Here is a 26,758-nt window from a genome sequence, read left to right as displayed (position 1 = left end):
GACAACATGCGCTACCGCACCTCTTGAGGGATTGCGGTACTTGACGTTCTCCGTCTTAGCGCGTTTACTGATACAGCTGTAGTCTGTGGCAATTAACGGTATTTTCATCAGCTGAAACAGTGAGTTGATGAACCCTTCGGTCGCACGTAATGACAGCTTAAAAATCCCTTTGAGCATCAAGGCGGTTTCGATGGCGGTGTCGCTGAATTGAAAGCCACGGCCACGACCGCCGTGATGCTTTGTGCAATGCCAAGCGTTAACCGCTGCCTCGTCCAGCCAGAAGGTAACCGAACCACGGTTGACTAATGCCTGATTGTATTGCTTCCAATTGGTGATATTGCGTTCTGACTCACCCATGAAACTGACCGAAGACCTGTTATGCAAGATCAGATCATGGAAAGCGAAAAAGGTTCCGCTTATTTAGGTAACAACGCCTCCAGTACCCGATGTTGTTGATTCTCGATATGCCAATGCTGCCTTACCGCTTGAGCTGCCTGCTCAACGTCTAGTGAACTCAGGTAGTAATGCGTATCGATAGTCGTCTTTCCATCGCATTTACGTTCGCACTCAACGGTTATTAACGATTTGGCGGATGGCCACTGTTTGGCAACAGACTGGAATTTGAAACGCGGTTCGACGTTCTTCTCTGAATTCGGGCCTTGTTGCTTTCTTCAAACATAGGAATATCGCTAGCATTAGTCTCCCTGTATGGCTGAAACAGCGCTTCAATCCCCTTTCTAAGCGTTGGTTGATTCCCTTTCACTTGCACAACTTTACGCCTGACAATTTGAGCGATTTTTTCCTTGTTGCAGCGCAGAACACAAAGGTCAATACTGCATACTCGATATCCAACATATGCAGTAACTCGCGAACCGTAGCAACATCACTACCTTTAGTTTTTGTGTCCTGTAGATAGAGGACAATGCCTTGCTCGGTATCAAACGCTGAGTCGAGGTGTAATGCTTGCTCCGTACTGTTTTGATTAACTGCGCCACGGAGAGTTTTTCCGTAAATTGCGATTAATGGTTTACCGGCAGACGCTCTCAAGCTATTAGTCCATCGAAACAATGCCAGTACCATCATATCGACCTCAATTGCCTTAATAATCCGCGCAATAGAGTGTCTAGTAGTTATTCCTTTTGCGAAAGACCGATGTTTTTGGAGCCATGACAAGTGTTCATGACCAAACTCCTCAATCTCAAACCATCCGTGACAACCGGATGGATGCTGTTGCGGCTAAAACGAGGAAGATGATATCAACTAAATGGTGCTCAAGGTTGATATATGAGCGTGGGTCTTCATTGAGTTTCAAATGATCAAACAAGGACATGGATTAGGCTCGGCAGAATAACATGTCTGGTCAGATCATGCTGATACTATAAGTTCCGTGCTGTTAACAAAGTATGATCCCGCCGTGCCTTGAATACTGACTCTACAAAATCTTTCTGGACCATACTCTTCCACGTTTTCCTTGCTTATTTGCATCCACTCGACTACCGCTTAATCATCAATCTCAGCGGTCAGAGAACCGAAGTAAATCAAGGCTTGTTAAAGCATTTCTAATTGATTAATTTGTAGCAAGACCATGAACCTACTATTATTAAGAATGTAGACACTCAAATCGTGGCTTTTATATTTATCTCTGGATTTAGGCAACAAAGCCTCTTATATTCGCAGACAAATTCGTAAATATACTCATTTCAAGAAGCTTTTATACCACGGCATGACTTTACTAATCCCATCAAAAATATTGTATTTGGGGAAATATCCTAATTTTTTTATAGCCTTACTAATATCTGCTTGAGAATGTCTCACATCCCCCGGACGAAAATCTCGGTAAACAGGGTTCCCCTCAACAGCTATAGCATTATCATTTAATGCACTTTTAATGGCATAATAAAGATCATTCAAAGTCGTTCTATCACCAACAGCTACGTTGTACACTTCATCTTTAACTTTTGATTCAGCAGTAGCTGCTAACAGATTCATTTGCACGACATTTTCGATGTAACAGAAATCCCTACTTGTTTTTCCGTCACCATTTATGAAAACATCATCGCCATTTATCATAGCAGCTGTCCATTTAGGGATAACAGCTGCGTATGCACCATTCGGGTCCTGCCTTCGCCCAAATACGTTGAAATAACGAAGTCCAATGGTTTTAAAGCCGTAAGTTCGCGCGTATACACCGGCATAAAGCTCATTTACGTATTTAGTTACCGCATAAGGCGACAATGGGCTACCAATATTTTCTTCGACTTTTGGAAGTGCTGGATGGTCGCCATAAGTTGAACTGCTCGCTGCATAGGTAAAGCTGCTTATCCCTTCTTCTTTTGCGGCATCCAGCATATTTAAAAATCCGGTGATGTTTGCCGTATTTGTAGTTAGTGGATCAGCAATAGAGCGAGGTACAGAACCTAATGCAGCTTGGTGTAGTACGTAATCAACACCTTTTACAGCTTGTTGACAAGTTATGGGGTTTCGGATATCACCTTCAATAAAGCTAAAACGCTCCCACTGGGATTCGCTTACTAAGCTTTTTACTTCATCTAGGTTGTACTGATATCCCGTTGCAAAATTATCTAAACCCACAACGGTTTGATCAAGTTTAAGTAACTTTTCGAGTAGGTTTGAGCCAATAAAGCCCGCAACTCCAGTTATTAACCATTTTTTAGGCGATTCAACTAGCTCTCGTTGAACTTTTTCGTATTTGGTCATTGTCTTCCCTAGGAAATAAGAAGTAATTATTGCAGATAGAGATATTTATAAAAATAATCGTCATATTGATTAAGGAGACCAATTATAGGTCTCCTATGAAAGATAATTTACAGGCGCATATCAACGCTTTCTTTATCTAGAATATATTTTAGGTCATAAAGTACATGCTCAGGTTTACCCAATGCACGAATTCTATCCACACCCATTTCTTTAAACTCATTGTGTGATACAGCCATAATAATGGCATCGTAGTTACCTTTTTTTTCTATATCACAAAGTGTTATGCCATACTCGTGCGTAGCTTCATCACTTGAACACCAAGGATCCATAACATCAACATTAATGTTGTACTCTTTAAGTTCAGCGATAATATCAACGACTTTAGTATTCCGAAGATCTGGGCAGTTTTCTTTAAATGTAAGCCCCATAACAAGTACATTTGCACCTTCAACATGAATTCGCTTTTTAAGCATCTTTTTGACTAGCTGTGAAACTACATATTGCCCCATGCCATCATTTAAACGACGACCAGCCAAAATCATTTCAGGATGATAACCAACAGATTGTGCTTTGTGTGTTAAGTAGTAAGGATCAACACCAATACAATGTCCACCAACCAACCCTGGACGGAACGGCAAGAAATTCCATTTAGTACCAGCAGCTTCAAGCACTTCTAACGTATCAATCCCTAGTTTGTTGAAAATAATAGATAACTCGTTAATCAAAGCAATATTGACATCACGCTGGGTGTTTTCAATAACTTTCGCAGCCTCAGCCACTTTAATTGACGATGCTTTATGCGTACCTGCTATAATAATTGACTTATATAACTGATCTACAAACTCTGCAACTTCTGGTGTAGAACCACTTGTCACTTTCAAAATATTGGTTACTCGATGCTCTTTATCACCTGGATTAATTCTCTCTGGCGAATAACCTGCAAAGAAGTCTTGATTAAATTTCAACCCAGAGACCTGCTCAACGACTGGAATACATGCTTCTTCTGTAGCCCCAGGGTAAACAGTAGACTCGTAAATAATTACATCGCCTTGAGAGACGACAGTGCCGAGGGCTTCTGATGCTTTGATCAATGGTGTTAAATCAGGCTGTTTATGTTCATCGATTGGGGTTGGAACCGTTACAATGTAAACGTTACACTCTTTAAGATCCTGAAGCGAAGCGCTATATGATAAATGAACAGCTTCTGCAAGCTCTTTGTCACTGCACTCAAGCGTGCTATCACGGCCAGCGCTAAGCTCATCAATACGTGCTTGGTTGATATCGTAGCCGATAGTCGGAGCTTTCTTACCGAACTCAACCGCCAAAGGTAAACCTACATAACCTAATCCAATAATACCAATTTTAGCATTATCTAGTGATACAATCATTTTCACTACCTTTATAATCAATAATAAATCTTTGCTCTCAAGTGCCTTGGGTAACTAAAATGTTACCATCTTTGCTATAAAAACTGAGTTAATGCAAACTAATATCTCAGCTTTTTAAACCTAGCTGAACCACTGTTCGTCCATTTTGAGACAATCGGATTTTCGCTGCCCCATAAAAAGCCTAGGTTTCACCGTTTTCTGTTCTTTATTTAACAGCAGTAGTCCCAATATACCCTTCACATTTTTTAGCTATATTTCAGAGTCTTTTCTAAAAAAATGTTTGATTAGAACTATCATCACGGCCAACATACCGCCTAACATGGTACCAAGCACACAAATTAATGCTCGCTTTGGCTTGGCCTTTTCTTCAGGGACAAAGGCTGGATCGATTGTTTTAAACACATATTCATCCCGTACTTCAGCGAACATTATTGTTTTAGCCTGTTCTTCTACCAGCTTGTAGAGAATAGCTCGAATGTCGGCAACATTAGTGAGTTCAATCTGTTTATTTAAAAACTCAGTACTTCGGTTAGCCTCTGCAACATCCCGCTCTTTCATGGTTAGGTTGATATCTGCAACTAACCAATCTACCCATTGCTTGGCGATAAAAGGGGATTGATGTTCTATCGAAATCTTCACCATGCCACTTTCTTTATCTTTGTTGACAACGAGTATTTTAGAAAATGCTTTATGTGCTTCCTGTAAGGAAGGTTTTGGCTGAAATGGCGGCTTAACGTCACGTACCCAAGTCTTACTTTGTTGGTTATACATTTCAGGGTCAAATGACAAACTATTGTCGGCCATGTGCCACTTATCGACCGCCATTAGCTCAGGCAATATTTGGTGTTTTTCAATAAAGTTGCCGATAAATTGCCTTGACTTGAGTACTTCAATAGCCAGTTGCGTCTTATCGGTGCCACCTTTGCCGCCTAAGTTGATCCCCGCCATACTGGCAAGGCCACCAAACTGGGAGGCAAGCCCCGCAAGCCCTCCTGCGCCCTGCTCTTCCGACGCCGGGGCCAATAATGCTTCCGATTTATAGATATTCGGTAGCATTAGCGCGATAACCACAGAGGCGACGGCAAACACCAGGGTGATACCCGCAATCAGCCATTTACCTTGCCAAATTACGCTGAAAAGTTCACGAAGATCGATTTCATCATCTCTTAGCGCATTCGCCGCAAACTGCGCGTCAGGATGATGCTGAGGGGTAATATTTGATGTCATATTTTTTTATCTAGTAATAAATTATTTTGATTTTGCTCCAGAGTGGCTTAACGCCTCTCTGGAACAAAGCCATTTATTTGTGATTACAACCCGGAAATGGTCGCTACGGCCACAGCTGTGTTGTAGATGATTTGGGTTACCTGGCTCCAGAGTGTCAGGTTATCCTTATACTCTGTATCCAATGGAACTATGATGGTGTCCCCGGGTTGCAGATTATCTGCACTGCTGAACCACATGGAACGTTTAGGCATCATTACCGAGCCATCTGCCTTTATTACGTAAGTTCTGTCTTCATCAGCACGCTTACGGGTACCGCCGGACATATCAAGGTATTGGTCAAGAGTAATACCTTCTTTATACCTATGGGTCGATGCATGTTGCACTTCGCCCATAACCGCTATGGTCTGCTTGGTTGATGGCACATAGAGAATATCTTGATCTTCCATCTGGATATCTGCCTGGGATATCCCCACTGAGATAGCCGGCAAATCCACCACCAAACGGCCGACAGCCTGAATGCTTTCCAAATCTTTCAGCATCAATTGAGCATCGGCATAGTTAACTAAGTTACCGTCCTTGGAAACCCCTCTGGTGGCGATATCGCGCCGCAGTTGGTCGGCCAGCTTCTTGATTTCCATCTGCTCCTGCTTACGCACCGATTCCCGCACAAATACCGCAGAAGGGAGATAAGCAAATTCGGTAAAGCCACCGGCCCGTTGGATCACATCCTGCAGCGTTTCACCGCGGCGGATATTGTAAATACCCGGGAACTTAACTTCGCCGCGTATTTCAACGGTTTGATGCTCCTGCCAGTCCGGGGTGGTCATCACTGTAAGGATATCGCGCCCTTCCAATGGCAAATCAGCAGTTTTGTTCCCCTGAAGCGCACTGGTTAAGTCCACGGTTTTATGCTCTATGGATGAACCGCCGGCATTGGTAACAGTGCGGGTCAACTCAGCCCTGGCTGTGTAGGCGCCTTCTTTCAAGCCCCCGGCTGCTTCAATCAAAGAGCTGACAGAGGCATTAACCGTCAGCGGGTACATACCTTCGTGGCGAACCTGGCCGCCAACGGCAACAATTTTTACACTGTCACCGGCACGGGCCTGGGCGTTGAGTTTACTGATAACCGGGTACAAGAGTTCGCTACGATTCATCATGTAGCTATATTTGATTAAGTCAGTGTCATCAAACAGGTTCAATAACATCTTACTGACTTCTGAAATTACAACTGCCTGTTCATCACTTGTTGCATCGCTGTCATCAACCACTACCCCACCAACAGCGTTGCGCCTATGCAAAGTTTTACTTTGCAGCAGGTTGAAACCTGCCTTGAACAGATCATTTCCTATCAGCGAGTTACCCGAAAGCGAAGTCACCTTGGCCACTCTTTGCTTGACCAGCTTATTCAGCTCATATCGGTTAAGGCTATCGTCACTGAAGTTGAAAACAACCAGCTTATCTCTTGGTTGCAGTACCAGGTTTTCATCGGTGTCCTGATTAACAATCGCCTTTCCCGGTGCAAATTGGTAGACCTCTATGTTGCCGTAGTCATCCACCTCACGAAGCAAAATTGCATAATCCAAATCGGCGGATATTTGTAAATCAGACCAAATTGATTTGAGAATGTCATTCACCCTCAAACCTTGATGCCATTGGTACTTTCCAGGCCGAACAACAGCGCCAACCAGAGTCACGGCATTATCATATTGCCCTGAGGTTCCCTTAACCCTAACCACATCGCCTGCTTTGGCCACTGTTTTTTGACCTTTGGCTGAAGTGAGATCAACTGTGAGCAAAGATTTAAGGCCTTGGTCATTGTAACGTTCGACCACACTGGCCTTTGGATAGGAACCCGGCTTAACACCGGCGGCCATATTCACCACATCCCCAAAGGTTTCACCGCCTTTCAGCTCATAGATAGCGGGGCGACGCACTTCGCCGGCCACACTGACCAGCCCACCCACAGGAGGAATAAACACTACATCTCCGGATTGCAATCTCAGATCGCCGGAGGCATCACCGCGCATCAATAAGTCATAAAGATCCAGAGTACCGACCAATTTGCCGCCACGCTTCAGCTGTACCTTACGCAGCGAACCTATTTCATTAACGCCGCCGGAGACAAACAGCGCCTGAGTCATGGTTGACAGACTGGATACAGTGTAAGAACCCGGTTTGTAGGCATCACCGGCCACAAAGATACGAATAGAGCGCAGTTCACCCATAGTGATATTGGACTCTATGCCTATCATCTGGTGTTTGATGCGTTTTTGCAGGGTATCTTTGGCTTCGGCAAAACTTAAACCGGCAATACTGATAGGGCCAAGTTCAGGGAACTGTACAGTGCCATCACGATTAACGGTAAGTGAGAACTCTCTATTGGTTTTACCGAAGAGTTGCACCATCAGGGTATCCCCTGGCCCCATCAGGTACTCACTGGGAACCGGCACATCGGAAACCGGCGCAAAAGTGCTGGGTTCACCGGCAAACAAGGAGTAACCAAAACGCTTGAGAGCACTCTTGTCTGTTGCTTCAACCGTAAAGTCTAAAGTTGGCTTTTCTCCCCCATTAGCGCTGTTATCCTTTTTTTCTCTTGGATAAACAACTTGCGGATTGACTTGTTTCTGACTGATGTTACTGCCTCCACTCAATATGGAAGGATCTATTCCATACTGCTTGGCTAACCTTTCCTGTTCAGCGCGAGGCAAATTTTTGAATTGTTCGATCATCTGAGGTGATGGCGTAACAGCTTGAGCTTGCGAGCCAAGCAAAGCCAAAGCGCCGATACCCGCTATGATGAGTTTTTTGGTTTTCTGTAACACCAGTTGTCTCCGTAATGGTGAATAGCACTAAAAATCAAATGAACCTTTCAGCAATGCAACAACCGCGTTTAACGCGATACGCGCTTCAACCCGGATTCCATTTGAGACCAACGCCTCTTACTTGCTGATTTTTAAATGGCGGAAACTGAACAGTTTCCGGTTTAACTTCTCTGAACCTGATAATAGCGTTTAGCCATAAACATCAGACCCATTGAGTTATACAGGTTTTCGCATCATCACAGAGCTAGCGTTCCGTATACCACCCAAAGAGCTTTGACGCCCGCTTTTGCCCTTCAGACACGCTACCGTTCCGCGTGGCGCTCAGAGAGCTTCGGCGTCCACTAAGAATATGAAACTATTCATATTCTTGTCTTCCAGACACGCTACCGTTCCGCGTGGCGCCCAGAGGGCTTCGGCGTTCACTAAGAATATGAAACTATTCATATTCTTGTCCTTCAGACACGCTACCGCCCATGGATTGCGGCCTCCAACTTGCCCTTTGCTATGCAAAAACTATATTTTTTAAAGCGTTAAAAAAATGCTACCCAAAGTCTTTAAGGTAACATTTATTTCCTGTACCAGGTCTTGCTTTGCCGGGGGATTATATCCCAACAACCCAGGTGATACAGTTCAAAAAACACCCAGCCCTTGTTAAACTGAGCAATAATTCAACTACCAAGTTACAGCCACACTATTTTTGCAAAAATGAAAAATATAACAGCATGATTTTTTAGTGAAAAATACAAACTTATTCATAGTTCGCAAATGTTGAGCTTTGTAACAATGGGAAATGTCTTACACGAGCAGCGAGCAATTACGCACACGCGGCTTTAATTGCCTTTTGGTCCACTATTATACTTTTGTGCTGACCAAGAAAAGTAAACAATACTTTACAGCGGGTATCGCCGCATTTTTCAGCAAATATGCCATCAAAATCAGTAAATGGTCCTTCAGTAAACTGTATTTTATCACCGGACTGCAGGGGCTTTTCTGTGATCAAGGGCGTAGCTAACTCACGTTGCTTGAGCTGAATGATTAGTTGCTCATCAATTGGCAGCAGTTTCTCACGACAATTGACCAAATTGGCAACACCGCGAGTAGAGCGGATCTGACGCACGCTGGTCAGTTCAGGATCAAACTTGATGAATAGGTAGTTGGGAAACAGAGGTTGCTTTTGAACGACAGTTTTGTTTTTTTCTTTCTTTTCAAGCCGCACCATCGGCAAATAGGTCTCAAGCTCTTGGAGCATCAGATTCTGTTGAGCCCTCACTTCACTGCGAGGTTTACAGTACAAAAGGTACCAGGCCTTCATGGTGTTCTCACTACTTGGTTTCTGTCAGGTGACGTCCTATCACAGCGGGCAATCATAGCAGACATAAGTTTACAATTGAAAGTGAATTTCAGGTTTCCCCCTCCCCCCACTTTGGTCTAATTGAAATCACGGTCACAAATCAAACAGGTCTGACCAATGTAGCGGCGTGCATTGCTCATAAAGCCGTCGCTTCCCGGCCTTGAAATTGACTTTGTTACTGGATCCAGAGTATATAAGGTGAGCTTTGTTGCTTTTGATGAACAAATTACAATACAGAAAACCAAAGCCTCAATCACAGCGCATTAAAAGACATGCCCATAACACTTTACAAAACAGTGTGATGTTAACGGCAAAACAGCTGGGATAAATACAATCGCTTTCTGTGTCGACTTTTGTCACACGGCCAATTAACAATTTTAAGGTGGAAGACTTCATGAGCTTAGCAAAACCTCAGGGGACTGTGCTCGGACATCCCAAGGGATTGTTCCTGCTGTTCACAACAGAGCTTTGGGAACGATTCAGTTACTATGCGATGCGTGCCATTCTGGTACTTTATCTTGTTGACCAAGTAAGAACCCAAGGCGCAGGGGGGTTAGGCTGGACTCAAGCAGACGCTTTGAAACTCTACGCTTGGTTTACCGGCTTGGTCTACCTGACACCGCTTTTGGGTGGATGGTTGGCCGACAATGTTCTTGGCCAGCGGAAAGCGATTTATATCGGTGGTGCCTTGATGGCGATAGGCCAGTTCACTTTGGCCGCTCCCCATAGTTGGGTGCCCGGGATGGAGACCATAGTCTTTTATGCCGGTCTTGGTACCCTGATAGTAGGTAACGGTTTATTTAAGCCCAACATTTCAACCATGGTAGGCGACCTTTATGAAGAGGGTGATCACCGCCGCGACGGCGCCTTTACCATCTTCTACATGGGTATTAACTTGGGTGCAGCCCTGTCCGGCTTTGTTGTCGCCTGGGCTTATACTAGCTTTGGTCATAAAGAAATTATCGATGGCGTTGAAGTGACAGTTAACAACTGGCAAGCCGGTTTCTTCTGTGCCGGTGTCGGTATGCTGATCTCTCTGCTTATCCAGTTCCTGTTTGCCCAAAAACTCTTGGGTGATATTGGTACAGTTCCAGCAGCAAAAATTGAAAAACAACGTGCCGCCGAACGCGGTGAAGTAAGAAAAGAACCCCTGACTAAAGTAGAGCGTGACCGCATTAAAGTGATCATGGTGATGGGTCTGTTTACTATTATCTTCTGGGCGGGTTTTGAGCAAGCCGGCGGCTTGATGAACCTATTCACCAATGAGTTTACCGACCGCTTTATCGGTACTTGGGAAGTACCGACAACTTATTTCCAGTCACTGAACGCCATTTTTATCGTGGTTTTTGCCCCTGTGATAGCTTCTATCTGGATCCGTCTTGGAAATAAAGAACCCAACTCACCGGTGAAATTTGCCCTTGGTCTGGTTCTGTTGGCTATTGGCTTCCTGTTTATGATAGGCGCAGTACTGGAGATGGGTGGCGACGCCTCTGCCAAGTCCAGTATGTGGTGGTTGGTTGGTGCCTACTTCTTCCATACCATGGGTGAGCTTTGCCTTTCCCCTATCGGTTTGTCTATGGTCACTAAGTTGGCACCTCTGCGTATCATGTCACTGCTGATGGGCTTTTGGTTCTGCTTTATTTTTATTGCCAACTTAACCGCAGGCTATGTAGGTTCATTTATCGGCCACGGCGGCGAGAAAGAAGAACAATTGGCCAATGCCATGTCTATCTTCTCCGGCATTGCCATCACGGCAGCTATTTCAGGCGTGCTCCTCTACTTTATGGCCGATAAACTGGTCGATTGGATGCACGGCGCAGAAAGCAAGATTCACGATCACTCCGAAGAAGAAGCTTTGGAGCAAGAAATTGCCGTAACAGGTGAGCATGAAGCGATAAAGCGCTAATAATCATTTAGTTACCTAATAAAAAAGGCTGCGACATGCAGCCTTTTTTATTATTTGCAATTTAATAACTTACCGCCTTGGTTTCGCCTTTATAAAGCGTTACAGCGACAGCTGCACAAAGCCCCCCTGGGGGATTTTGGGATTAAAACTCAGCCCCAGGAATCTGTCTTGTTGTAGCAGCATCCTATGTTCTGCCTCACTGGTAACTACACAAAGCTGCTCTGCGGGCATTAAGCTTCGAAATTGAGTTGTGGGCTTACCCCACTCAAGTAGGCCCAACTGCAGCGAATCTGCCAGCGCCAGTGGCGTAATGCCATCTTGGTTACGTATATAACACCTCAGTCCCCTGCCCGCTTGGGCAATGGCTGCCCGGTAACTATCAAGTTCTATTGCCACGTAAATCATATCGCAATAGAGATCCAAACCAGATTTGACCAAACGATCATTCAGATAACTCAGCATGTTGAAGGGTTCTATCACCACAGAACTAACACCGGTACGATTAAGCTTAAGCTTCTGATTAACAAAACTCCGCATCAACACGCTGGCAAAAGCCGCGCGATTATCCTCCGGATGAAAGTGCGCCATATACATAATTAAATGATGGTTACCAACCATGGCAGAATCGATAAAGTAAGGACTTACCTGTTCGTGCTTGAACAAACTGTAATCCAATCTGGCCTTGGGATATTCAATACGGCTCGCGGGGAATAGCTGTTGCTGCACGCATCTGGCTGCTTCTGCATTTTGCTCAAGCAAAGCCAGGTTTTCATTCAGCTCCATAAAAGAGAGTTCTTCAACGTCCCGATTAACAGCAGCGTGCTCCTGATCCACAGATGTCAGGCATTGATTAATGGCGTGCTCAATACTGTAAAGATCTGATACTGGCTTAACCAAGTAATCACAGGCGCCGATCCTTAGAGCCTCTACTACATCGGCCATTACCTGATTTCCGGAGATCACAATGGAAGGAATAGCGGGGTTGATGCGCGACATCGCCTTGAGCATTTCCAAGCCCCCCATTCGAGGCATGGAAAGATCGGCTACCACCACATCATATTTCTGGCTTTTGAAACTCTGCAGCCCTTGTTCACCGTCCTCGGCTTCAACAACATTGGCACCCCGTCCACTCAAAAAGGCGGCAACAATATTGCGAAAAACAGGGTCATCCTCAACCAGCAGTACATTGAGACTGTTCAGCGCCATGGTTAAATCCCCGCAGGTATCAATCGCCGGTAACGAGTAACCTTTAACCTCCTGCGGGTAGACAAGCAGACGGCGGGTTACTCCAGTTCCTGCATATATTCATCTAGCAACTCGTCTTCGTCCTCATTCGAAGGCACATTGCCGTCGTACACCTTATAGTCCATGTGCTGTATATAAGCGTCTTTAACGAAAGTGTATGGATCGAGCGCGTTGTCTACTAATCTTTCTTGATCTATGGCAACTGAGCGTGCGTGGAGATTCTTCAGCCCCCACTTGATCACTGACTGCCACATAGTTAATTCTGACAAAGGAAAGTATAGACCATCCACCCAATCTGAAGCGAGTTCACGGGTGATATAAGGACCGAAGAATGGCGCCATAAAGTAGGGCCCGTTAGGTACACCGTAGTAACCCAGCACTTCGTTGAAGTCGTCCTGTTTACGGGGCATTCCCATCATATCGGCTACATCAATCAGGCCGAGCAACCCCACGGTTGAGTTAACAGTAAAACGGCCTCCGGCATTCAAGGCCCAGCCCCACTTGCCTTGCAATGTGTTGTTTACCAGGCTGTGGGGTTCTTCCAGGTTTAGAACAAAGTTATTAATGCCAGATTTAACCGGAATGGGCACATAATCGTTATAACCATGAGCAACTGGACGATAGAGATACCTATCCAGGTAGAGATAGTTGAAGTCCCACATGGCTCGGTTGAACCCTTCGATAGGATCCCGTGGGTCACTGTAGCTGATGCGTACGTCCTGTGTATTCTTTCCTTCACCGCTTTCTGCAGCCATTGCCGAATGAACCCCCAGGGCAGCCGCAAGCATCAGAATCCATTTAAACTTCATATTACTCTCTTTGTATAAGTACCACTGTAGTCAAACCGAAAAACTGTTAAAGCTTTGATTACTATGCGCCGATAACAAGATTATCCGGTGCGACAATCAACCTTCTACCAATGCCGATTCGGACGGATAAGGATACTTCGCTGAGGAAATAGATCAAATTTAAATTTACGATTGCCCATCAAGAAATCAATTAGAGGAGTGGGGTTTGCAACAATGGATCCAATCAAAGGTACAATCCCGCCTTCAGGGCCAGGGCCTTCCTCTCAAACCAATGTGTCTATTCCGCTGTTACCGGTAACTGTAGTGGATTTAGGTAGTGAGCTCAGACTAGAGTTACAAAATATTCAATACCAATTGCAGTTCGTCGAACCTCAGGCCAGCACACAAGCAAAAGCACTTATATATCAGTCCAATACTACCCTGTTGGAGCTGACCCGTCCCTTAGGGGAGATTAGTCAAGGCAGGCCGGTGCAATTGCTATGGCTGGCGAATGAAGTACAGATAAAGCTGCCGGATGCACTGATGCAGCTGGCAGCCAAAAATGGCATCAGCCAAACGGCACTGCAACAGTTGGCTGCCAGACCACAGGGTTATCCGCTACCCATGTTGACTGTTTCTCAGGCTGAGATGCGTTTTGCCAACGGTACCAGCATAGCCTTCCCGGCGCAGTTACAACTGCCGACAGGAGAATATGTCGCCAAGGTCATCAGTAACAGTCAAGGGCTGCAGCTGGAATTAAGCCCTATCAGCGCAAGACAGGAGGTGAAACTATCGCCGGCCCCCGCTTTATCAACAACGACTACCGATGTGGCAAGTGAGCGTCTGATAACCAAGCCGGAACTCGCCCAAACCTATGCCAGGTTAATCAAACTTCTGGAACAACAACCCAAAGCTCAAGCGCCGCAAATAAACTCAGAGGCCCGAGCAAATATTGACTCCAAAGCCGACTCGATAACAACGCCTGGCAGTAAGGTATCAACGCCTGTCTTACCTTTGACACAGCAAACACTTGATAAAATCGGCTTGGTTGAGTCGAGAACGGCTGTTTTATCAAGTACTGACAAAGCGTCACTTCAGGCTTTACAGCAGCTGGCAAGAACGACTACAGCTGAAAAGCCAACCGCCGCAACGGAAAAACCAACAACTAGGACAACATCCGATAAAGTGACACCAGAGGTGCCGAAAACGCCCGAGCTCAACTTTCTTCAGCGCGCCTTTAACAAAGCCGGAGCCATGCCGAGGGCCGAAGCGATGGCTCTTGAAGTCAAATACAATCTGGCTACGGAGATGCTCAAGCAGTTTCCGGCGTTATCGCCTGTCCCGCTGAGTGAACTGACCGAGCCCTCTTTGCTGAAAGCTGAGCTGCTGGGCCTCACTGGATTACAATTAACCCACCAACAAGCGCCGTCGCAAACGCTGACACAAGCCGGTGCCATTACCACCTTGTTTCAGCTGTTGCTTGGCATCAGGGCCGGCAATCAAAACCTCAGTGTACCCCAGCGTTTGAAGCAGTATTTAGAAGGGTTGCAAAGTCAATCCGGTCTGCAAAATTACCAACTGGCCTCGCTGGAAAAGCACGGTACACTGGATGCGCTGCAGCAGATGTCTCAGGCAGTAGCACTCTATCAACAGGCCAATACAGATAACGGCGGTCAATGTTGGTATTTTATGCTGCCCTACTATCTCAACCAAAGAAATGAGCAGCTGGAAGGCAAATTCGAGCATCAAGAGTCGGATCAGGACACGAACAAAGACAAAGCATGGCAGTTGCAGCTCAAGTTTAACCTGGGAATGGGCTCCTTGCTCATTAAGGCGCAAGTGAAGGATACCAAGGTCGACCTACAGTTTGTCGGCAGCACCCAAACCCTGATCAATAGAGTGAGTAATTTCCTGCAACCATTGTCGCAAAAGTTGCTTCAGTTAGGACTCACTCCCAATGAATTGAACGCCCACGTTGCCCCTGTACCCGCTTCCCTGTTGCCCGGCGATCATTACCTGGTACAACTGAAGGCCTGAGGAAAAACCATGTCCGAAGATTCAATCGACAAGCCAAGCAAACCTCGTCAGGCGGTGGCCCTGAGTTATGATGGCAAAACTGCGCCCAAAATCACCACCAAAGGGCAAGATCTGCTGGCTGAGGAGATTATCGCTTTGGCAAAAGAGGCGGGCATTCATATCCATCAAGACCCTTACTTGAGTGATTTTCTGCAAATGCTGGAGTTGGGACAAGAGATCCCCAAGGAACTCTATCAACTGATCGCCGAGCTGATCGCTTTTGTCTATATGCTGGATGGCAAGTTTCCCGAGCAGTGGAATAACCTGCATCAAAGAATTGTCGACCAGGCCTAAAGAAAGAGAGCTAACACAGGCAAAGAATTACCTTGAAGGGGCTTCGTTCGTTTTCCTGACGATAGAAATAAAAAGAGCGCATTTAAAATGCGCTCTTTTTATTTGGTTGAATATCAGGCCCGGGCTGTCTTGCCATGCAAGCGAATTAAAAGTTCTGCTTCCGCTTTGGGTAGCTCACACTCGCGGATAAGCTCATCGACTCCGGCTCCCAGTTGCACCATTTTCATAGCCCGGCTGTAAAGCTTGGCCTGAGGGTCCTGCTGCATTGACTCATCGAGACGAGCATTTTGCTGCGCCAGACGTTTTTCCAGCTCCAACACCCGACGGCCAACGCCTATGGTACCGCTACGCAGCTCCTGCAGCTCCCGCTTGAAGGCCTCTCTTTGCCTGTCGCTTTCCTTGACCAGGACAGTTAACGCCTCAACCTTGTTCCTGAGCTTATTACTTTGTTTTTGCAGGTAAAGTACCAGTCCGAGACAGGCAATGACATATACCAGCGCAGCGATCAAGAAACCATCGCCCATCATGGGTTAAAACTCCTTTTCCACCAAGGCTTATCAGATTTGTGCCAACTCGGCCCACTCATCATCTGAAAGCAACTTGTCCAAGTCGACCAAGATCAATAGCTCATCACCACGATTGCTAACCCCCTGAATAAACTTGGCACTCTCTTCGGTACCCACATTCGGCGCGTTATCGATTTCAGAGCGGCGCAGATAAACCACCTCGGCGACACTGTCGACCAAAATACCTATCACCTGCTTTTCCGCTTCGATAATTACGATTCGGGTAGAATCGTCTACTTCGGAGGAAGGTAAGCCAAAACGCGAGCGGGTATCAATAACCGTCACCACATTACCGCGCAGATTGATGATCCCCAATACATAGTAAGGAGCCCCCGGGACCGGGGCAATTTCGGTATAACGCAATACTTCCTGAACCTGCATCACATTGATGCCATAGGTTTCGTTATCCAGCCTGAAGGTTACCCACTGGAGAACGGCATCGTCCTTGCTTGCAGATACCGCTGCTACATTTCTTGAATCAGTCATATTTACCTCAGTCTATCGGATCCTGACAACCTAACCCGGCATTGAGCATTTCAATCAATGCCTGCACATGTAAAATGCCACACATTTGTTCTTTCACTACTCCGGCCAACCAGGGGCGCTTACCTTGACTGCCTCGCCAGTTGACCTGTGACTTGTCAATCTTGACCGCATTGACCAAAGACTCACAAGCCAAACCCCAATTACTGTTTTCCAATACTACAAGATATTGATAATTTACGGATTGCGCCAGTTTATCGTCGTATTTTTCCGGCATAACCCAGGCGCAGGTATCAACGATATTCAGTTGTGAATCCCGGTAGCCCTGAACCCCCATAAACCAGCTTGGGCGTCCAAAAATATGGTTGATACGCTCTATTCTGACGATACCGCCCAGACTTATCAGCGGCACGGCCAATGTCAGTCCCGCCACTTTAAAGAACAATACTTGAAACTCGTCTTCCAGTTGGGCCTTGAGCGGTTCTAGAGGCACTGCCGGTGCGCCGACTTGCGTTTCCAATTGCACCGCTTCCTGTCGCTCAGGCTCTGTTGGCTCTTGTATCTGAGCCTGTTCGCTCACGGCAGCATCAGTTTGAACATTCAACTGCCCGGCAATAGCTTCAACCTGCGGTTCAAGCTTGTTAACCGTTTTCAACGGCGTTTCTGTAGCCACTTCAGCCGCTTTCGTCTCAGCAACCGCCTCTTTAAACACCGGCGCCAACAACTGCTCCAGCGCATTGCGGTCGAGTGTCGGCGTCTTCTGCGCTGCCGGATATTGCTCGGCACTCATCTCGGGCCGGGAAATAACCACCATCTTGGGCTCAGCCTCTATTGGCGCAGCAGTATTATCCCTTGACCCAGTGGGTGTTGTTTGGGCTGCCGGGTCAGACTCAGTCAGCAACAGGTTGAAATAATCAAAAACAGTCTCATCAACCGATTTTGACATGGTTAAACTCCCCCGCCAGCAGATAATCGAGCAAACGCTCGTAGGCCTTCACCCCCCGCGTATTGGGGGCATAGTGGGACGCCGGCAGATGGGCCAAACTGGCATCTCGGAACTTGGTATCCACAGGGATCACATCCGGCCATAGGGTGTCGCCGTATACCTCGCCGAGATGTTGCAAAGCTGCAGGCGAAGCCTTGGTGCGTCTGTCATACATGGTTGGCACTATGGAGTAACTGTAGCGGGTCTTCTTCGAGCGTCCCATCAACTCCATGGTTTTGATCATTCTATCCAAGCCTTTAATCGCCAAAAACTCGGTCTGAACCGGGATCACTATATGTTGGCTGGCTGCCAGAGCATTGACCATCAATACCCCCAGCACAGGAGGACAGTCGACCAAGGCGACATCATAGTCTTCCTCAACCGAGTTGAGAATATTACGCAGCACCAGTCCCATCCCTTCCTGGTGACCAAGGGCGCGATCCAAAGTGGCCAACGCCATAGTTGCCGCCAAAAGATCGACCCCCTCAACCGAAGTGGGAACCGCATGCTGTTTTACCAAAGAGGTATCAAGCTGCTTATGAGCCAGAAACAGGTCATACAATGAGCCTGGCACCTCTTCCGAATCTATGCCCAAATAGTAACCCAGCGAAGCATGGGGATCTGTGTCTATCATCAGAACCCGCTGACCACGCTTGGCCAGCGTGCCCGCCAAACTGGCTACAGTTGTGGTTTTGCCCACCCCGCCTTTTTGGTTTGCAATGGTCCAGACCTTCACTTTCTGCCCCTTATTCTCGCCTTGTCGGCCAACTCGCGAAACGAGCCACTATTATTGTCGTTCTTGTCTTATTCGGCTACTCATTACCCTCTTCACGGGTAGTGACCCGGATCCCACCGTGAGGTAAACGTATTACTTTTACGCCATCTTCCAACTCCGTCACCCTGGCATCTTCAGTATCAGCTTGGGGCGCTGGCGTTACAGCAGTACCTTGAACCGTTATTTTTTCAGGGTTCTCTGCGGTCGCTGCAGCCCGGGGAGCTTGCACTTGAGGCGATACATCCGCAGCAGTCTCTGCCGCCGATGTCACCTTAGGTCTAATCACATCCAATAAGGATGCTGTCTGCTGTGGATGACGGCTCATCCAATCGGCAATAATCGCCGCCTGTTCGTCCGGCACCATCAAGAGCACTTGGGACGACTCAAGCTGGTTGACTTCCTCGCTCAGGTGCCGGTTCTTTTGTCGCAAATCCCAGTAAAGTGCAGCCACTACCAACAGGGCAACCAAACATAAAAACAGCGCCAACCGGTATCCCAGTATGCGCGTTTCGTTATCAGCCACGAGCCGACTCTCGCAAGATCGCTTCAGCCATATTATCCAGCGAAATGGATTGGCTGGAAATGCCGGCAGTTGTCACAGCCTGCGGCATACCATAAACAACACAGGAAGCTTCATCCTGGGCCCAGATGGTAGCACCAACACCTTTAAGCATACGCGCCCCTTCACGGCCATCGGCGCCCATGCCCGTCAGGATAACCGCCAAAACATCACCGCCAAAAGCCTTGGAAGCTGACGCAAAAGTGATATCGACGCAGGGCTTGTAATTCATATCTTCATTGCCGGCGAGAATTTTAATCCGGCCTGTAGCCCCTGAACGCTCCAGCATCATTTGCATGCCGCCGGGCGCGAGATAGGCGCAACCGGGTCTGAGCATGTCGCCGTTGACAGCTTCTTTGACTTCTATCTTACACAAACCATTTAGCCTGCTGGCAAAGGCCGGTGTAAAAGCTGCCGGCATATGCTGTACCAATAAAATGGGATGCGGATAGTCCGCCGGAAACTGGGTCAATATTCGCTGTAATGCCACCGGCCCACCGGTGGAAGTGCCTATAACCAGCAATTTATATTGCTTGCCACTGGCTCTTGCAGGCGCCGCCCCCGCACTGCGTCTCTGCAATTGACGATTGGCTGAAATACTTGCTGCTGTGGCGCTCTGGCGCGGCAAACTGCTTGACGCTGCGGGCCGGTTTGACGAACCAAGCGGCGTAGGCGTTACGTTCGGCCGAACTATGGGGCGAAATATCCGCCTGCGTCCCAACGCCTTGACCCTTTGCTGCAGCAAACGAATCGCTTCATCCTTGTTGGTGGCAATATCTTCAAACCGCTTGGGAAGAAAATCCAAAGCCCCTGCGTCCAGCGCATCCAGGGTTGCCTTGGCGCCATCATGGGTTAAAGAAGAGAACATCAGGATAGGTGTCGGATGAGTGGCCATTATCTGCCGCACGGCGGTTATTCCGTCCATTATCGGCATTTCAATATCCATGGTGATCACCTGAGGCTTGAGCTCAGCGGCCAGCTTAACGGCTTCGGCACCGTTATTGGCCATTCCTATCACTTCAAGCTCAGGATCCTGATTGACTATTTCGCTGACTCGTCGTCGAAAGAAGCTCGAATCATCGACAACCAAAACTTTAATGGTCATTTAAATCCTTATACAGCACTTCAACGCTTGGACTTGGCGTAGTGCTTCAATAATCCTGGTACATCGAGGATCAGCGCAATACCGCCGTCCGATGTTATAGTGGCCCCCGCCATCCCCGGCGTACCGTGCAACATGGAGCCCAGCGGTTTAATCACCACCTCTTCCTGACCTATCAGGGCGTCCACCACAAAGCCTATCTGCATAGTGCCAAGCTGCACTATAACCACATGGCCATGCTTTTTGTCACCATGTTGGAAGCTCATCGGTTTACGGCTGAGCCAACGTTCGAGATAGAACAGTGGCACCGCCTTTTCCCTGACGATTACCGTCAGTTGTCCATCCACTATATTGGTCTTGGTCAGATCCAGATGGAAAATTTCATTCACACTGGAGAGCGGCAAGGCAAACACCTGCTTGGCAACTTCCACCATCAGAGTGGGCATTATCGCCAAGGTCAAAGGTACCTTAATCTCCAGACGGGTGCCTTTACCTTTGGCTGAGTCGATATGCACAGAGCCATTAAGCTGGGTGATACGGGTCTTAACCACATCCATCCCCACCCCACGGCCGGAAATATCGGAAATCTCTACCTTGGTCGAGAAGCCGGGGGCGAAAATCAGGTTATAGGCTTCCTGATCGGACATCCGGGCCGCGCTGTCTTCATCCAGCACGCCACGACTAATGGCAATCTCTTTGAGTTTCCCAGCGTCCATTCCGGCGCCGTCATCCTCAATTTTAAGCAGAATATGGTCACCTTCCTGGCTGGCTGCCAGGGTAATCACCCCGGTTCTTGGCTTACCATTGGCCTCACGCACATCAGGCATTTCAATACCATGATCCACAGAGTTACGCACCAGGTGCACCAGAGGATCGGCAAGGGCTTCGACCAGGTTCTTATCCAGATCCGTGTCTTCACCTATCATCCGCAGATCTATCTCTTTATTGAGGCTGCGGGCCAAGTCACGAACCACCCTGGGGAAACGACCGAATACCTTCTTAATCGGCTGCATCCGGGTCTTCATCACTGCCCCCTGCAAATCGGAAGTCACCAGATCCAGGTTAGCCAGCGCCTTGGACATCTCCTCGTCTTCACGGGATATCCCGAGGCTGACCAAACGGTTACGCACCAATACCAGCTCACCGACCATATTCATGATCTCATCCAGGCGAGCCGTATCAACCCGAACTGTCGTTTCCCCCTGCGGCACGCTGGCCGCAGCCTTGGCAGGTGTAGCGTCTTTAGCAACTGCAGGAGACTTGGCCTGAGGCTTGGCGGCGGCTTTAGGCGCCTCGACTTTGCTAGTTGCAGCAGCGGCCTTTTGTACCGCCGCTGCATTCGTTGCCGGCGCTTGGGACGCGGCAGCTTGAGATGCCGAGGGTTGGGATACAGCAGGCGCTGAACCACTGGCTTTAGCCCCTGGACCGGCGCCTTTGCCATGTAACTCATCGAGGAGCTTTTCAAACTCATCATCGGAGATTTCATCGGCATCGACACTGGCAGATGCGGCTTCCTCAACAACAGCACTGTTGGCTGCAGGCGCCGCGGCAAACTGCCCCTTACCATGCAATTCATCGAGCAGTCGCTCAAATTCATCGTCTGTGATGTCATCTGAAGAGGAACTTACAGGAGCGCTGTCGCTGGACTTGAGGGCGTCACTACCCAAAGCCGGAGCACTGCCGACAGAAGGCCCCTTGCCTGAACCATGCAAGGCATCCAGCAAGGCTTCAAACTCGGCTTCATCAATTTCATCTATACTAGTCGATGTCTCGGGAGTCTGTGAAGTTGGCTCCTCAAACAGCTCCACCGCGGCACTATCAAGCATGCCATCAAACAACTCATCAACACTCTCATCGCCGGTTTCTACTGCGGCAGGCGTTTCAGCCTGAGCCTGTTCTGAAGGTAAAGGCGCACCTGAGCTAAGCAGCTTGAGTTTTGCCAATAACACTTCATCTGCAGCTTCCTGCTCCTGGCCGGATTGGGTTTGGTTGAACATGGTGTTAATCGTGTCCAACGCTTGCAGTATAATATCCATCAACTCGGAGTTGACACTGCGCTTACCGGTACGCAATAAATCGAAGGTGTTTTCTGCCTCGTGACAGACATCCACCATGGGCCCTAACCCGAGGAATCCTGCACCGCCTTTGACCGTGTGAAATCCCCTGAAGATGGCGTTCAGCAAATCTGTATCTTCCGGATTATTTTCCAGAGATACCAACTGCTCTTGCAACAGCTCAAGGATCTCGCCAGCTTCAATCAAAAAATCCTGGAGTATCTCTTCATCAACATCAAAGGCCATTAAATTGACTCCTAATTAGAAACCCAGACTTGAGAGCAGATCATCGACTTCATCCTGACCATTCACCACGTCTTCGCGTTGCTCTGCGTTCAGTATGGGGCCTTCTGCCTCTATGCTCTTATCCTCAGCACCGCAGAGATCATCCAGCGGCTGCTCACCGAACACTGTCAGCAAAGAAACCAAGCTGTTTTCCACTTCCCGCACCAGCTCTATGACCCGACGGATCATCTGTCCGGTCAAATCCTGAAAATCCTGAGCCATCAGTATCTGATTCAGTAATTCCCGCAGCCGACAAGCATCGGCTTCACTCTGTTGCATAAAGTGTTGTACGTCATGACACAGGCCCTTGAACTCATGCAAGGCCAAATCACGGCGCATCAGCTTATCCCAGGCGGGTTTGACATTTTGCAGATTGGTACTCAGAGCATCCGACAAAGGCAAGCATTCTTCGACTGCGTCCATAGTTTTGTTGGCTGCTTGCTCTGTCATATCAATGACATAGGTAAGGCGTTCTTTGGCATCGGGGATATCAGTGTTGGCAAGCTCAATAAGGCGGCTATCTACCTGAAAATCCACTAAGGCGTTGTGCAACTGGCGGGTCAGCTTACCGACTTCTTCGAACAGATCCCTTTGCAGGGGAGCCGCCAGTTCCCGCAGCAATTCGTCGGCCTTATCCTGCTCTCCCTGACTGAGCAGGGCAACCAATTCCTGTGCCTGCTCCAAAGTCACCAGCCCGGATGTCTCTGCTTTCATTGCATCACCCCACTCAACCGAGCCGTTCGAAAATCTTATCCAATTTCTCTTTCAACGTAGCCGCGGTAAAAGGCTTAACAACATAACCATTCACGCCGGCCTGAGCCGCCGCAATAATCTGTTCACGTTTGGCTTCGGCAGTTACCATTAACACAGGGATATGTTTGAGATGCTCGTCGGCACGAATCGCCTTGAGCAGGTCGATTCCCTGCATCCCAGGCATGTTCCAGTCGGTCACGACGAAGTCAAAGTCGCCCTTTTGCAGCATAGGCAGAGCTGTTGAACCATCGTCTGCTTCCTGGGTGTTATTGAACCCCAGGTCTCGCAACAAGTTCTTAATGATCCGTCTCATCGTTGAAAAGTCGTCAACGATGAGAATCTTCATATTCTTGTCCAAGGTTTCCTCCGGTGAGCTGACATACTTATAAGTTGCTCAATCATTAATTACGCTTGTGTCCAGTGCTTGAGTTTGGCTTTCAGCCTCAGCATGGCCTGACTATGGATCTGGCTCACCCGGGACTCACTTACCTCAAGAATGACACCAATCTCTTTTAAATTCAGTGCTTCGTCATAATACAGCGACAAAACCAAGGCATCGCGCTCTGGCAAGCGCTTAATGGCATCGGTTAAGGCTGATTGGAATTGGCTTTGAGCCAGGCCCTCAAAAGTGTCATCTGCCGGCATATCTTCCGACATCAACACATCGGGCGCTACCCCCAAATCTTCTATTCCTATGATTTTACCGGTGGAAACATCATTGAGAATATGATGGTATTCATCCAACGACATCTCCAATCGCTCGGCAATTTCACTATCACGGGCATCCCGCCCCAACTCCTGTTCGAGCTCATCCATCACCTGAGCGACTCGCCGGTTATTGCGATGAACCGAGCGTGGAACCCAGTCGCCACGGCGTATCTCATCTATCATGGCGCCACGAATGCGGATCCCGGCAAAGGTCTCAAACTTGGCGCCTTTGCTGCCATCAAACTTGGATGAAGCTTCCAGCAATCCCATCATGCCGGCCTGCAGCAGGTCATCGAGTTGAACCGATGCAGGCAGACGGGCAAGCAGATGATGGGCTATTCGTTTTACCAGCGGTGCATAATGCTCAACGATCTGTGTCTTATCGTTTAAACCTGCGTATGCAGCCGCTTTATTCACTCGTACCATCCTCTCGGTAATCTGTCCTTTGAACCAAGCGCTCAACAAAAAACTCGAGATGCCCCCCAGGTTGCTGAGGTATCGGCCAGCTCATAATCTTGTTTGCCAGTCCATGATAAGCAATACTGGCCGGAGACTTGGGATAGGCTTCCACTATCAATTTCTGTTTCCGCACCGACTTGCGTAGGTTCTCATCAAACGGAATGGTTGCCACAAGTTCAAGTGCCACATCCAAAAATCTGTCAGTTACTTTACTGAGCTTAGCAAATAACTCCATCCCTTCCCGCAAACTCCGTACCATATTTGCGACAATTTTGAAGCGGAACACACCATGCTCACGACTGAGGATCTTAATCAGCGCATAAGCATCGGTAATAGAGGTGGGTTCATCACAGACAACCACAAGTACATCCTGTGATGCACGGGAGAAGCTGAGTACCATATCCGAGATCCCGGCAGCCGTATCGACTACCAAAATATCAAACTGGGTTTTCATTTCACTAAAGGCGCGGATAAGCCCGGCGTGCTGAGCCGCAGTCAGTTCGACCATGGCCTGAGTCCCCGAGGTGGCAGGAATAATACCTATTCCTTTTGGACCTCGAACGATAATATCATCAAGCTCCGACTCTCCCGATAGCACATGGGACAAATTGCGTTCGGCGCGTAGGCCGAGCATCACATCCACATTAGCCAACCCTAAGTCAGCATCCAAAACCAGGACACGTTTGCCTTTTTCTGCCAGAGCAACCGCAGTGTTGATGGAGACACTGGTTTTACCCACGCCCCCCTTGCCTCCGGTCACGGCAATTACTTTTACTTTTTCGTTATTTGGTTGATTCATCATTCGTAAACCGCTCGCTTGGTCCCGGGTCATAGCTTTACTCAAATGCATAGGTCATCTCTTCTGACCTGGCTTTATTATTAAAATGACTTGCTTCAGTCTTGTTCAATATGGCCAATGCCTGCTTGGCCAAGGTCAGGGTATCAGCGACCTGCATATCCTCAGGAACCCTTTGACCATCAGTAATATAACTTAATGATAATCCACTTTGGATCAACACGCTCAACGCGGCACCCAAAGAGACGGACTCATCAAGTTTAGTTAAAACCGCCCCTGCGAGATCAATTCGCTGGAAATGACTTACCGCCTCTTCAAGCACCCGACGTTGGCCGGTCGCCGAGAGCACCAGATAGCTACGAATAGGCAAACGGGTATTGGCGGCAAGGTTATCCAGTTGTTGGTACAAGCGCATATCCCTTTGCCCCATACCAGCGGTATCTATCAAAACCAGCTTCCGGCTGCGGAACTGATACAGTATCTGCTCCAACTCATTGAGGTCATGAGCCTGCTTCACCGGACATCCCATTATTTTGCCATAAGTTGCCAATTGCTCAAAGGCTCCGATGCGATAATGGTCCATGGTAACCAACAATACGGAATCCGGGCCATGATGGGCAATAAAACGGGCCGCCAATTTAGCCAATGTCGTGGTTTTACCGACTCCTGTAGGGCCGACCAGCGCAACAATACCGCCCTGACGCATTAAATCATCACCCTGATTATCAAGCAGGTTTGCCAGACTTTGCGGCAAGGCATGCCCAAGCTCAGCACTTTGATAGTGCTGACTCAGCGATGCCAGACGCTCGGCAACTTCAGGGGAGAATTCGGCTTCCAGTAATTTACGTTCCAGCATGGCGCCGACAGGATCGGTGCGGCTACGCTGATCCGCCATCAAACTGGACAGCTGATGAGTCAACAAGCCGCGCAGAGAAGCCAGCTCTTCACGCATGGCCTCCATCTCTTGTTGTTGCTTGGCGCTATTGCCCTTACTTGCCCGCTCAGGTGTTTTTTCCCGCAGCTGTGGGGCTGGTTTATGCTCTTCAGTAAGCCCTTGGGCCCAAGCCGGCATCTCCAGTTCCTTGACGTTACTTTGCTGCCCAAGCTGTTCATTCAAACGGCTCTGTTGCCGCTCAAGTAAAGCCTGCAATGAGTCGGCCACAGGCTCTGGTTTGGCTTTTCTGTTAGCCTGTACATGCCCAGCGCCGAGGGAGACTTTATCCTCCCCCAATTCCATAAAAGGCGATGCAGTTGGTGCCGCTGCTGGCTTGGGGTCGTCATAATCAACCGCTGCCACTATTTCAATGCCGCCGGTAACCTTTTTATTGGACATGATCACGGCATCTGCGCCCAGAGTCTCTTTCACCTGAGCCAGGGCTGCGCGCATATCTTTGGCAAAAAAACGTTTAATCTTCACT

Annotated in this window: 23 protein-coding genes and 1 pseudogene; 3 read left to right on the top strand and 21 right to left on the bottom strand. The window is 48.0% G+C overall.

What is annotated here, in order from left to right:
* From RC73_RS16425 to rfaH, 7 genes and pseudogenes are all read right to left on the bottom strand, one after another.
* Positions 1-357: IS5/IS1182 family transposase (locus tag RC73_RS16425; protein ID WP_039035670.1), on the bottom strand; the 357-nt coding region annotated here is incomplete at its 3' end.
* 77 nt (positions 358-434) lie between these two features.
* A pseudogene (locus tag RC73_RS21260) lies at positions 435-1,330 on the bottom strand (ISAs1 family transposase); the annotation flags it as partial.
* A 365-nt stretch (positions 1,331-1,695) separates the two neighbouring features.
* Positions 1,696-2,718 carry an NAD-dependent epimerase/dehydratase family protein gene (locus RC73_RS16415; protein WP_039035669.1) on the bottom strand — a complete coding sequence of 341 codons (1,023 nt, stop codon included), beginning with the start codon at positions 2,716-2,718 and terminating at the stop codon, positions 1,696-1,698.
* A gap of 107 nt (positions 2,719-2,825) precedes the next feature.
* On the bottom strand, positions 2,826-4,106 hold the full coding sequence (tviB, locus tag RC73_RS16410) for a Vi polysaccharide biosynthesis UDP-N-acetylglucosamine C-6 dehydrogenase TviB (protein WP_039035668.1): 1,281 nt from the start codon (positions 4,104-4,106) through the stop codon (positions 2,826-2,828).
* A 249-nt stretch (positions 4,107-4,355) separates the two neighbouring features.
* Positions 4,356-5,333 (bottom strand): Wzz/FepE/Etk N-terminal domain-containing protein, encoded by a 978-nt coding sequence (locus tag RC73_RS16405; RefSeq protein ID WP_039035667.1) that lies wholly within the window; start codon positions 5,331-5,333, stop codon positions 4,356-4,358.
* An 83-nt stretch (positions 5,334-5,416) separates the two neighbouring features.
* Positions 5,417-8,155 (bottom strand): SLBB domain-containing protein, encoded by a 2,739-nt coding sequence (locus RC73_RS16400; protein ID WP_039035666.1) that lies wholly within the window; start codon positions 8,153-8,155, stop codon positions 5,417-5,419.
* Positions 8,156-8,969: 814 nt separating this feature from the next.
* On the bottom strand, positions 8,970-9,467 hold the full coding sequence (gene rfaH / locus RC73_RS16395; RefSeq protein ID WP_039035665.1) for a transcription/translation regulatory transformer protein RfaH: 498 nt from the start codon (positions 9,465-9,467) through the stop codon (positions 8,970-8,972).
* Positions 9,468-9,900: 433 nt separating this feature from the next.
* On the opposite strand from rfaH, the gene RC73_RS16390 reads away from it, so the two are divergent.
* Positions 9,901-11,412, top strand: coding sequence for a peptide MFS transporter (locus tag RC73_RS16390; protein WP_039035664.1), 1,512 nt, complete (start codon positions 9,901-9,903; stop codon positions 11,410-11,412).
* Positions 11,413-11,511: 99 nt separating this feature from the next.
* Here the strand turns inward: RC73_RS16390 and RC73_RS16385 are convergent, their stop codons facing one another.
* The gene (locus RC73_RS16385; protein WP_039035663.1) at positions 11,512-12,618 is read right to left on the bottom strand and encodes a response regulator; all 1,107 of its coding nucleotides are present in this window, start codon (positions 12,616-12,618) and stop codon (positions 11,512-11,514) included.
* A gap of 77 nt (positions 12,619-12,695) precedes the next feature.
* The gene (locus tag RC73_RS16380; protein ID WP_233962586.1) at positions 12,696-13,412 is read right to left on the bottom strand and encodes an MlaA family lipoprotein; all 717 of its coding nucleotides are present in this window, start codon (positions 13,410-13,412) and stop codon (positions 12,696-12,698) included.
* A 267-nt stretch (positions 13,413-13,679) separates the two neighbouring features.
* Here RC73_RS16380 and RC73_RS16375 point away from each other — a divergent pair, with 267 nt between their 5' ends.
* Positions 13,680-15,482: a hypothetical protein gene (locus RC73_RS16375; RefSeq protein ID WP_039035661.1), complete on the top strand. Its 1,803-nt coding sequence runs from the start codon at positions 13,680-13,682 to the stop codon at positions 15,480-15,482.
* Between the two features lie 9 nt (positions 15,483-15,491).
* On the top strand, positions 15,492-15,815 hold the full coding sequence (locus RC73_RS16370; protein ID WP_152608458.1) for an EscU/YscU/HrcU family type III secretion system export apparatus switch protein: 324 nt from the start codon (positions 15,492-15,494) through the stop codon (positions 15,813-15,815).
* A gap of 113 nt (positions 15,816-15,928) precedes the next feature.
* Here RC73_RS16370 and RC73_RS16365 read toward each other — a convergent pair whose 3' ends face one another.
* The 12 genes from RC73_RS16365 to flhF form a co-directional block, all read right to left on the bottom strand.
* Positions 15,929-16,339, bottom strand: coding sequence for a DUF2802 domain-containing protein (locus RC73_RS16365; RefSeq protein WP_101056102.1), 411 nt, complete (start codon positions 16,337-16,339; stop codon positions 15,929-15,931).
* Positions 16,340-16,372: 33 nt separating this feature from the next.
* Entirely contained in the window at positions 16,373-16,867 is a 495-nt protein-coding gene (locus tag RC73_RS16360; protein WP_039035659.1) for a chemotaxis protein CheW, read from the bottom strand.
* A 7-nt stretch (positions 16,868-16,874) separates the two neighbouring features.
* Positions 16,875-17,810 carry a chemotaxis protein CheW gene (locus tag RC73_RS16355; RefSeq protein WP_039035658.1) on the bottom strand — a complete coding sequence of 312 codons (936 nt, stop codon included), beginning with the start codon at positions 17,808-17,810 and terminating at the stop codon, positions 16,875-16,877.
* Complete coding sequence (locus tag RC73_RS16350) at positions 17,794-18,585, bottom strand: ParA family protein (RefSeq protein WP_039035657.1); 792 nt, start codon at positions 18,583-18,585, stop codon at positions 17,794-17,796. The genes RC73_RS16355 and RC73_RS16350 overlap by 17 nt, the downstream gene beginning before the upstream one ends.
* A 76-nt stretch (positions 18,586-18,661) precedes the next feature.
* Entirely contained in the window at positions 18,662-19,147 is a 486-nt protein-coding gene (locus RC73_RS16345) for a hypothetical protein (protein ID WP_039035656.1), read from the bottom strand.
* Positions 19,140-20,288 (bottom strand): protein-glutamate methylesterase/protein-glutamine glutaminase, encoded by a 1,149-nt coding sequence (locus RC73_RS16340; RefSeq protein ID WP_039035655.1) that lies wholly within the window; start codon positions 20,286-20,288, stop codon positions 19,140-19,142. Before RC73_RS16340 ends, RC73_RS16345 begins: the two co-directional genes overlap by 8 nt.
* A 20-nt stretch (positions 20,289-20,308) precedes the next feature.
* Complete coding sequence (locus RC73_RS16335; protein ID WP_039035654.1) at positions 20,309-22,585, bottom strand: chemotaxis protein CheA; 2,277 nt, start codon at positions 22,583-22,585, stop codon at positions 20,309-20,311.
* A 15-nt stretch (positions 22,586-22,600) separates the two neighbouring features.
* The gene (locus tag RC73_RS16330; RefSeq protein ID WP_039035653.1) at positions 22,601-23,338 is read right to left on the bottom strand and encodes a protein phosphatase CheZ; all 738 of its coding nucleotides are present in this window, start codon (positions 23,336-23,338) and stop codon (positions 22,601-22,603) included.
* A gap of 13 nt (positions 23,339-23,351) precedes the next feature.
* Positions 23,352-23,735, bottom strand: coding sequence for a chemotaxis response regulator CheY (cheY, locus tag RC73_RS16325; RefSeq protein ID WP_025011074.1), 384 nt, complete (start codon positions 23,733-23,735; stop codon positions 23,352-23,354).
* Positions 23,736-23,782: 47 nt separating this feature from the next.
* Positions 23,783-24,502: an RNA polymerase sigma factor FliA gene (locus RC73_RS16320; protein ID WP_039035652.1), complete on the bottom strand. Its 720-nt coding sequence runs from the start codon at positions 24,500-24,502 to the stop codon at positions 23,783-23,785.
* A complete protein-coding gene (locus RC73_RS16315; RefSeq protein ID WP_039035673.1) occupies positions 24,495-25,376 on the bottom strand; it encodes a MinD/ParA family protein in 882 nt (293 codons plus the stop codon). Before RC73_RS16315 ends, RC73_RS16320 begins: the two co-directional genes overlap by 8 nt.
* Before the next feature lie 4 nt (positions 25,377-25,380).
* Entirely contained in the window at positions 25,381-26,757 is a 1,377-nt protein-coding gene (gene flhF, locus RC73_RS16310; RefSeq protein WP_039035651.1) for a flagellar biosynthesis protein FlhF, read from the bottom strand.
* Between the last annotated feature and the right edge of the window lies 1 nt (position 26,758).

The organism is Shewanella sp. ECSMB14102 (assembly GCF_000813075.1).
GTDB classification, from domain to species: Bacteria; Pseudomonadota; Gammaproteobacteria; order Enterobacterales; family Shewanellaceae; genus Shewanella; species Shewanella indica.
The sequence above is the reverse complement of the archived record's forward strand: the minus strand, read 5'-3'. Positions and strand labels throughout refer to the sequence as shown.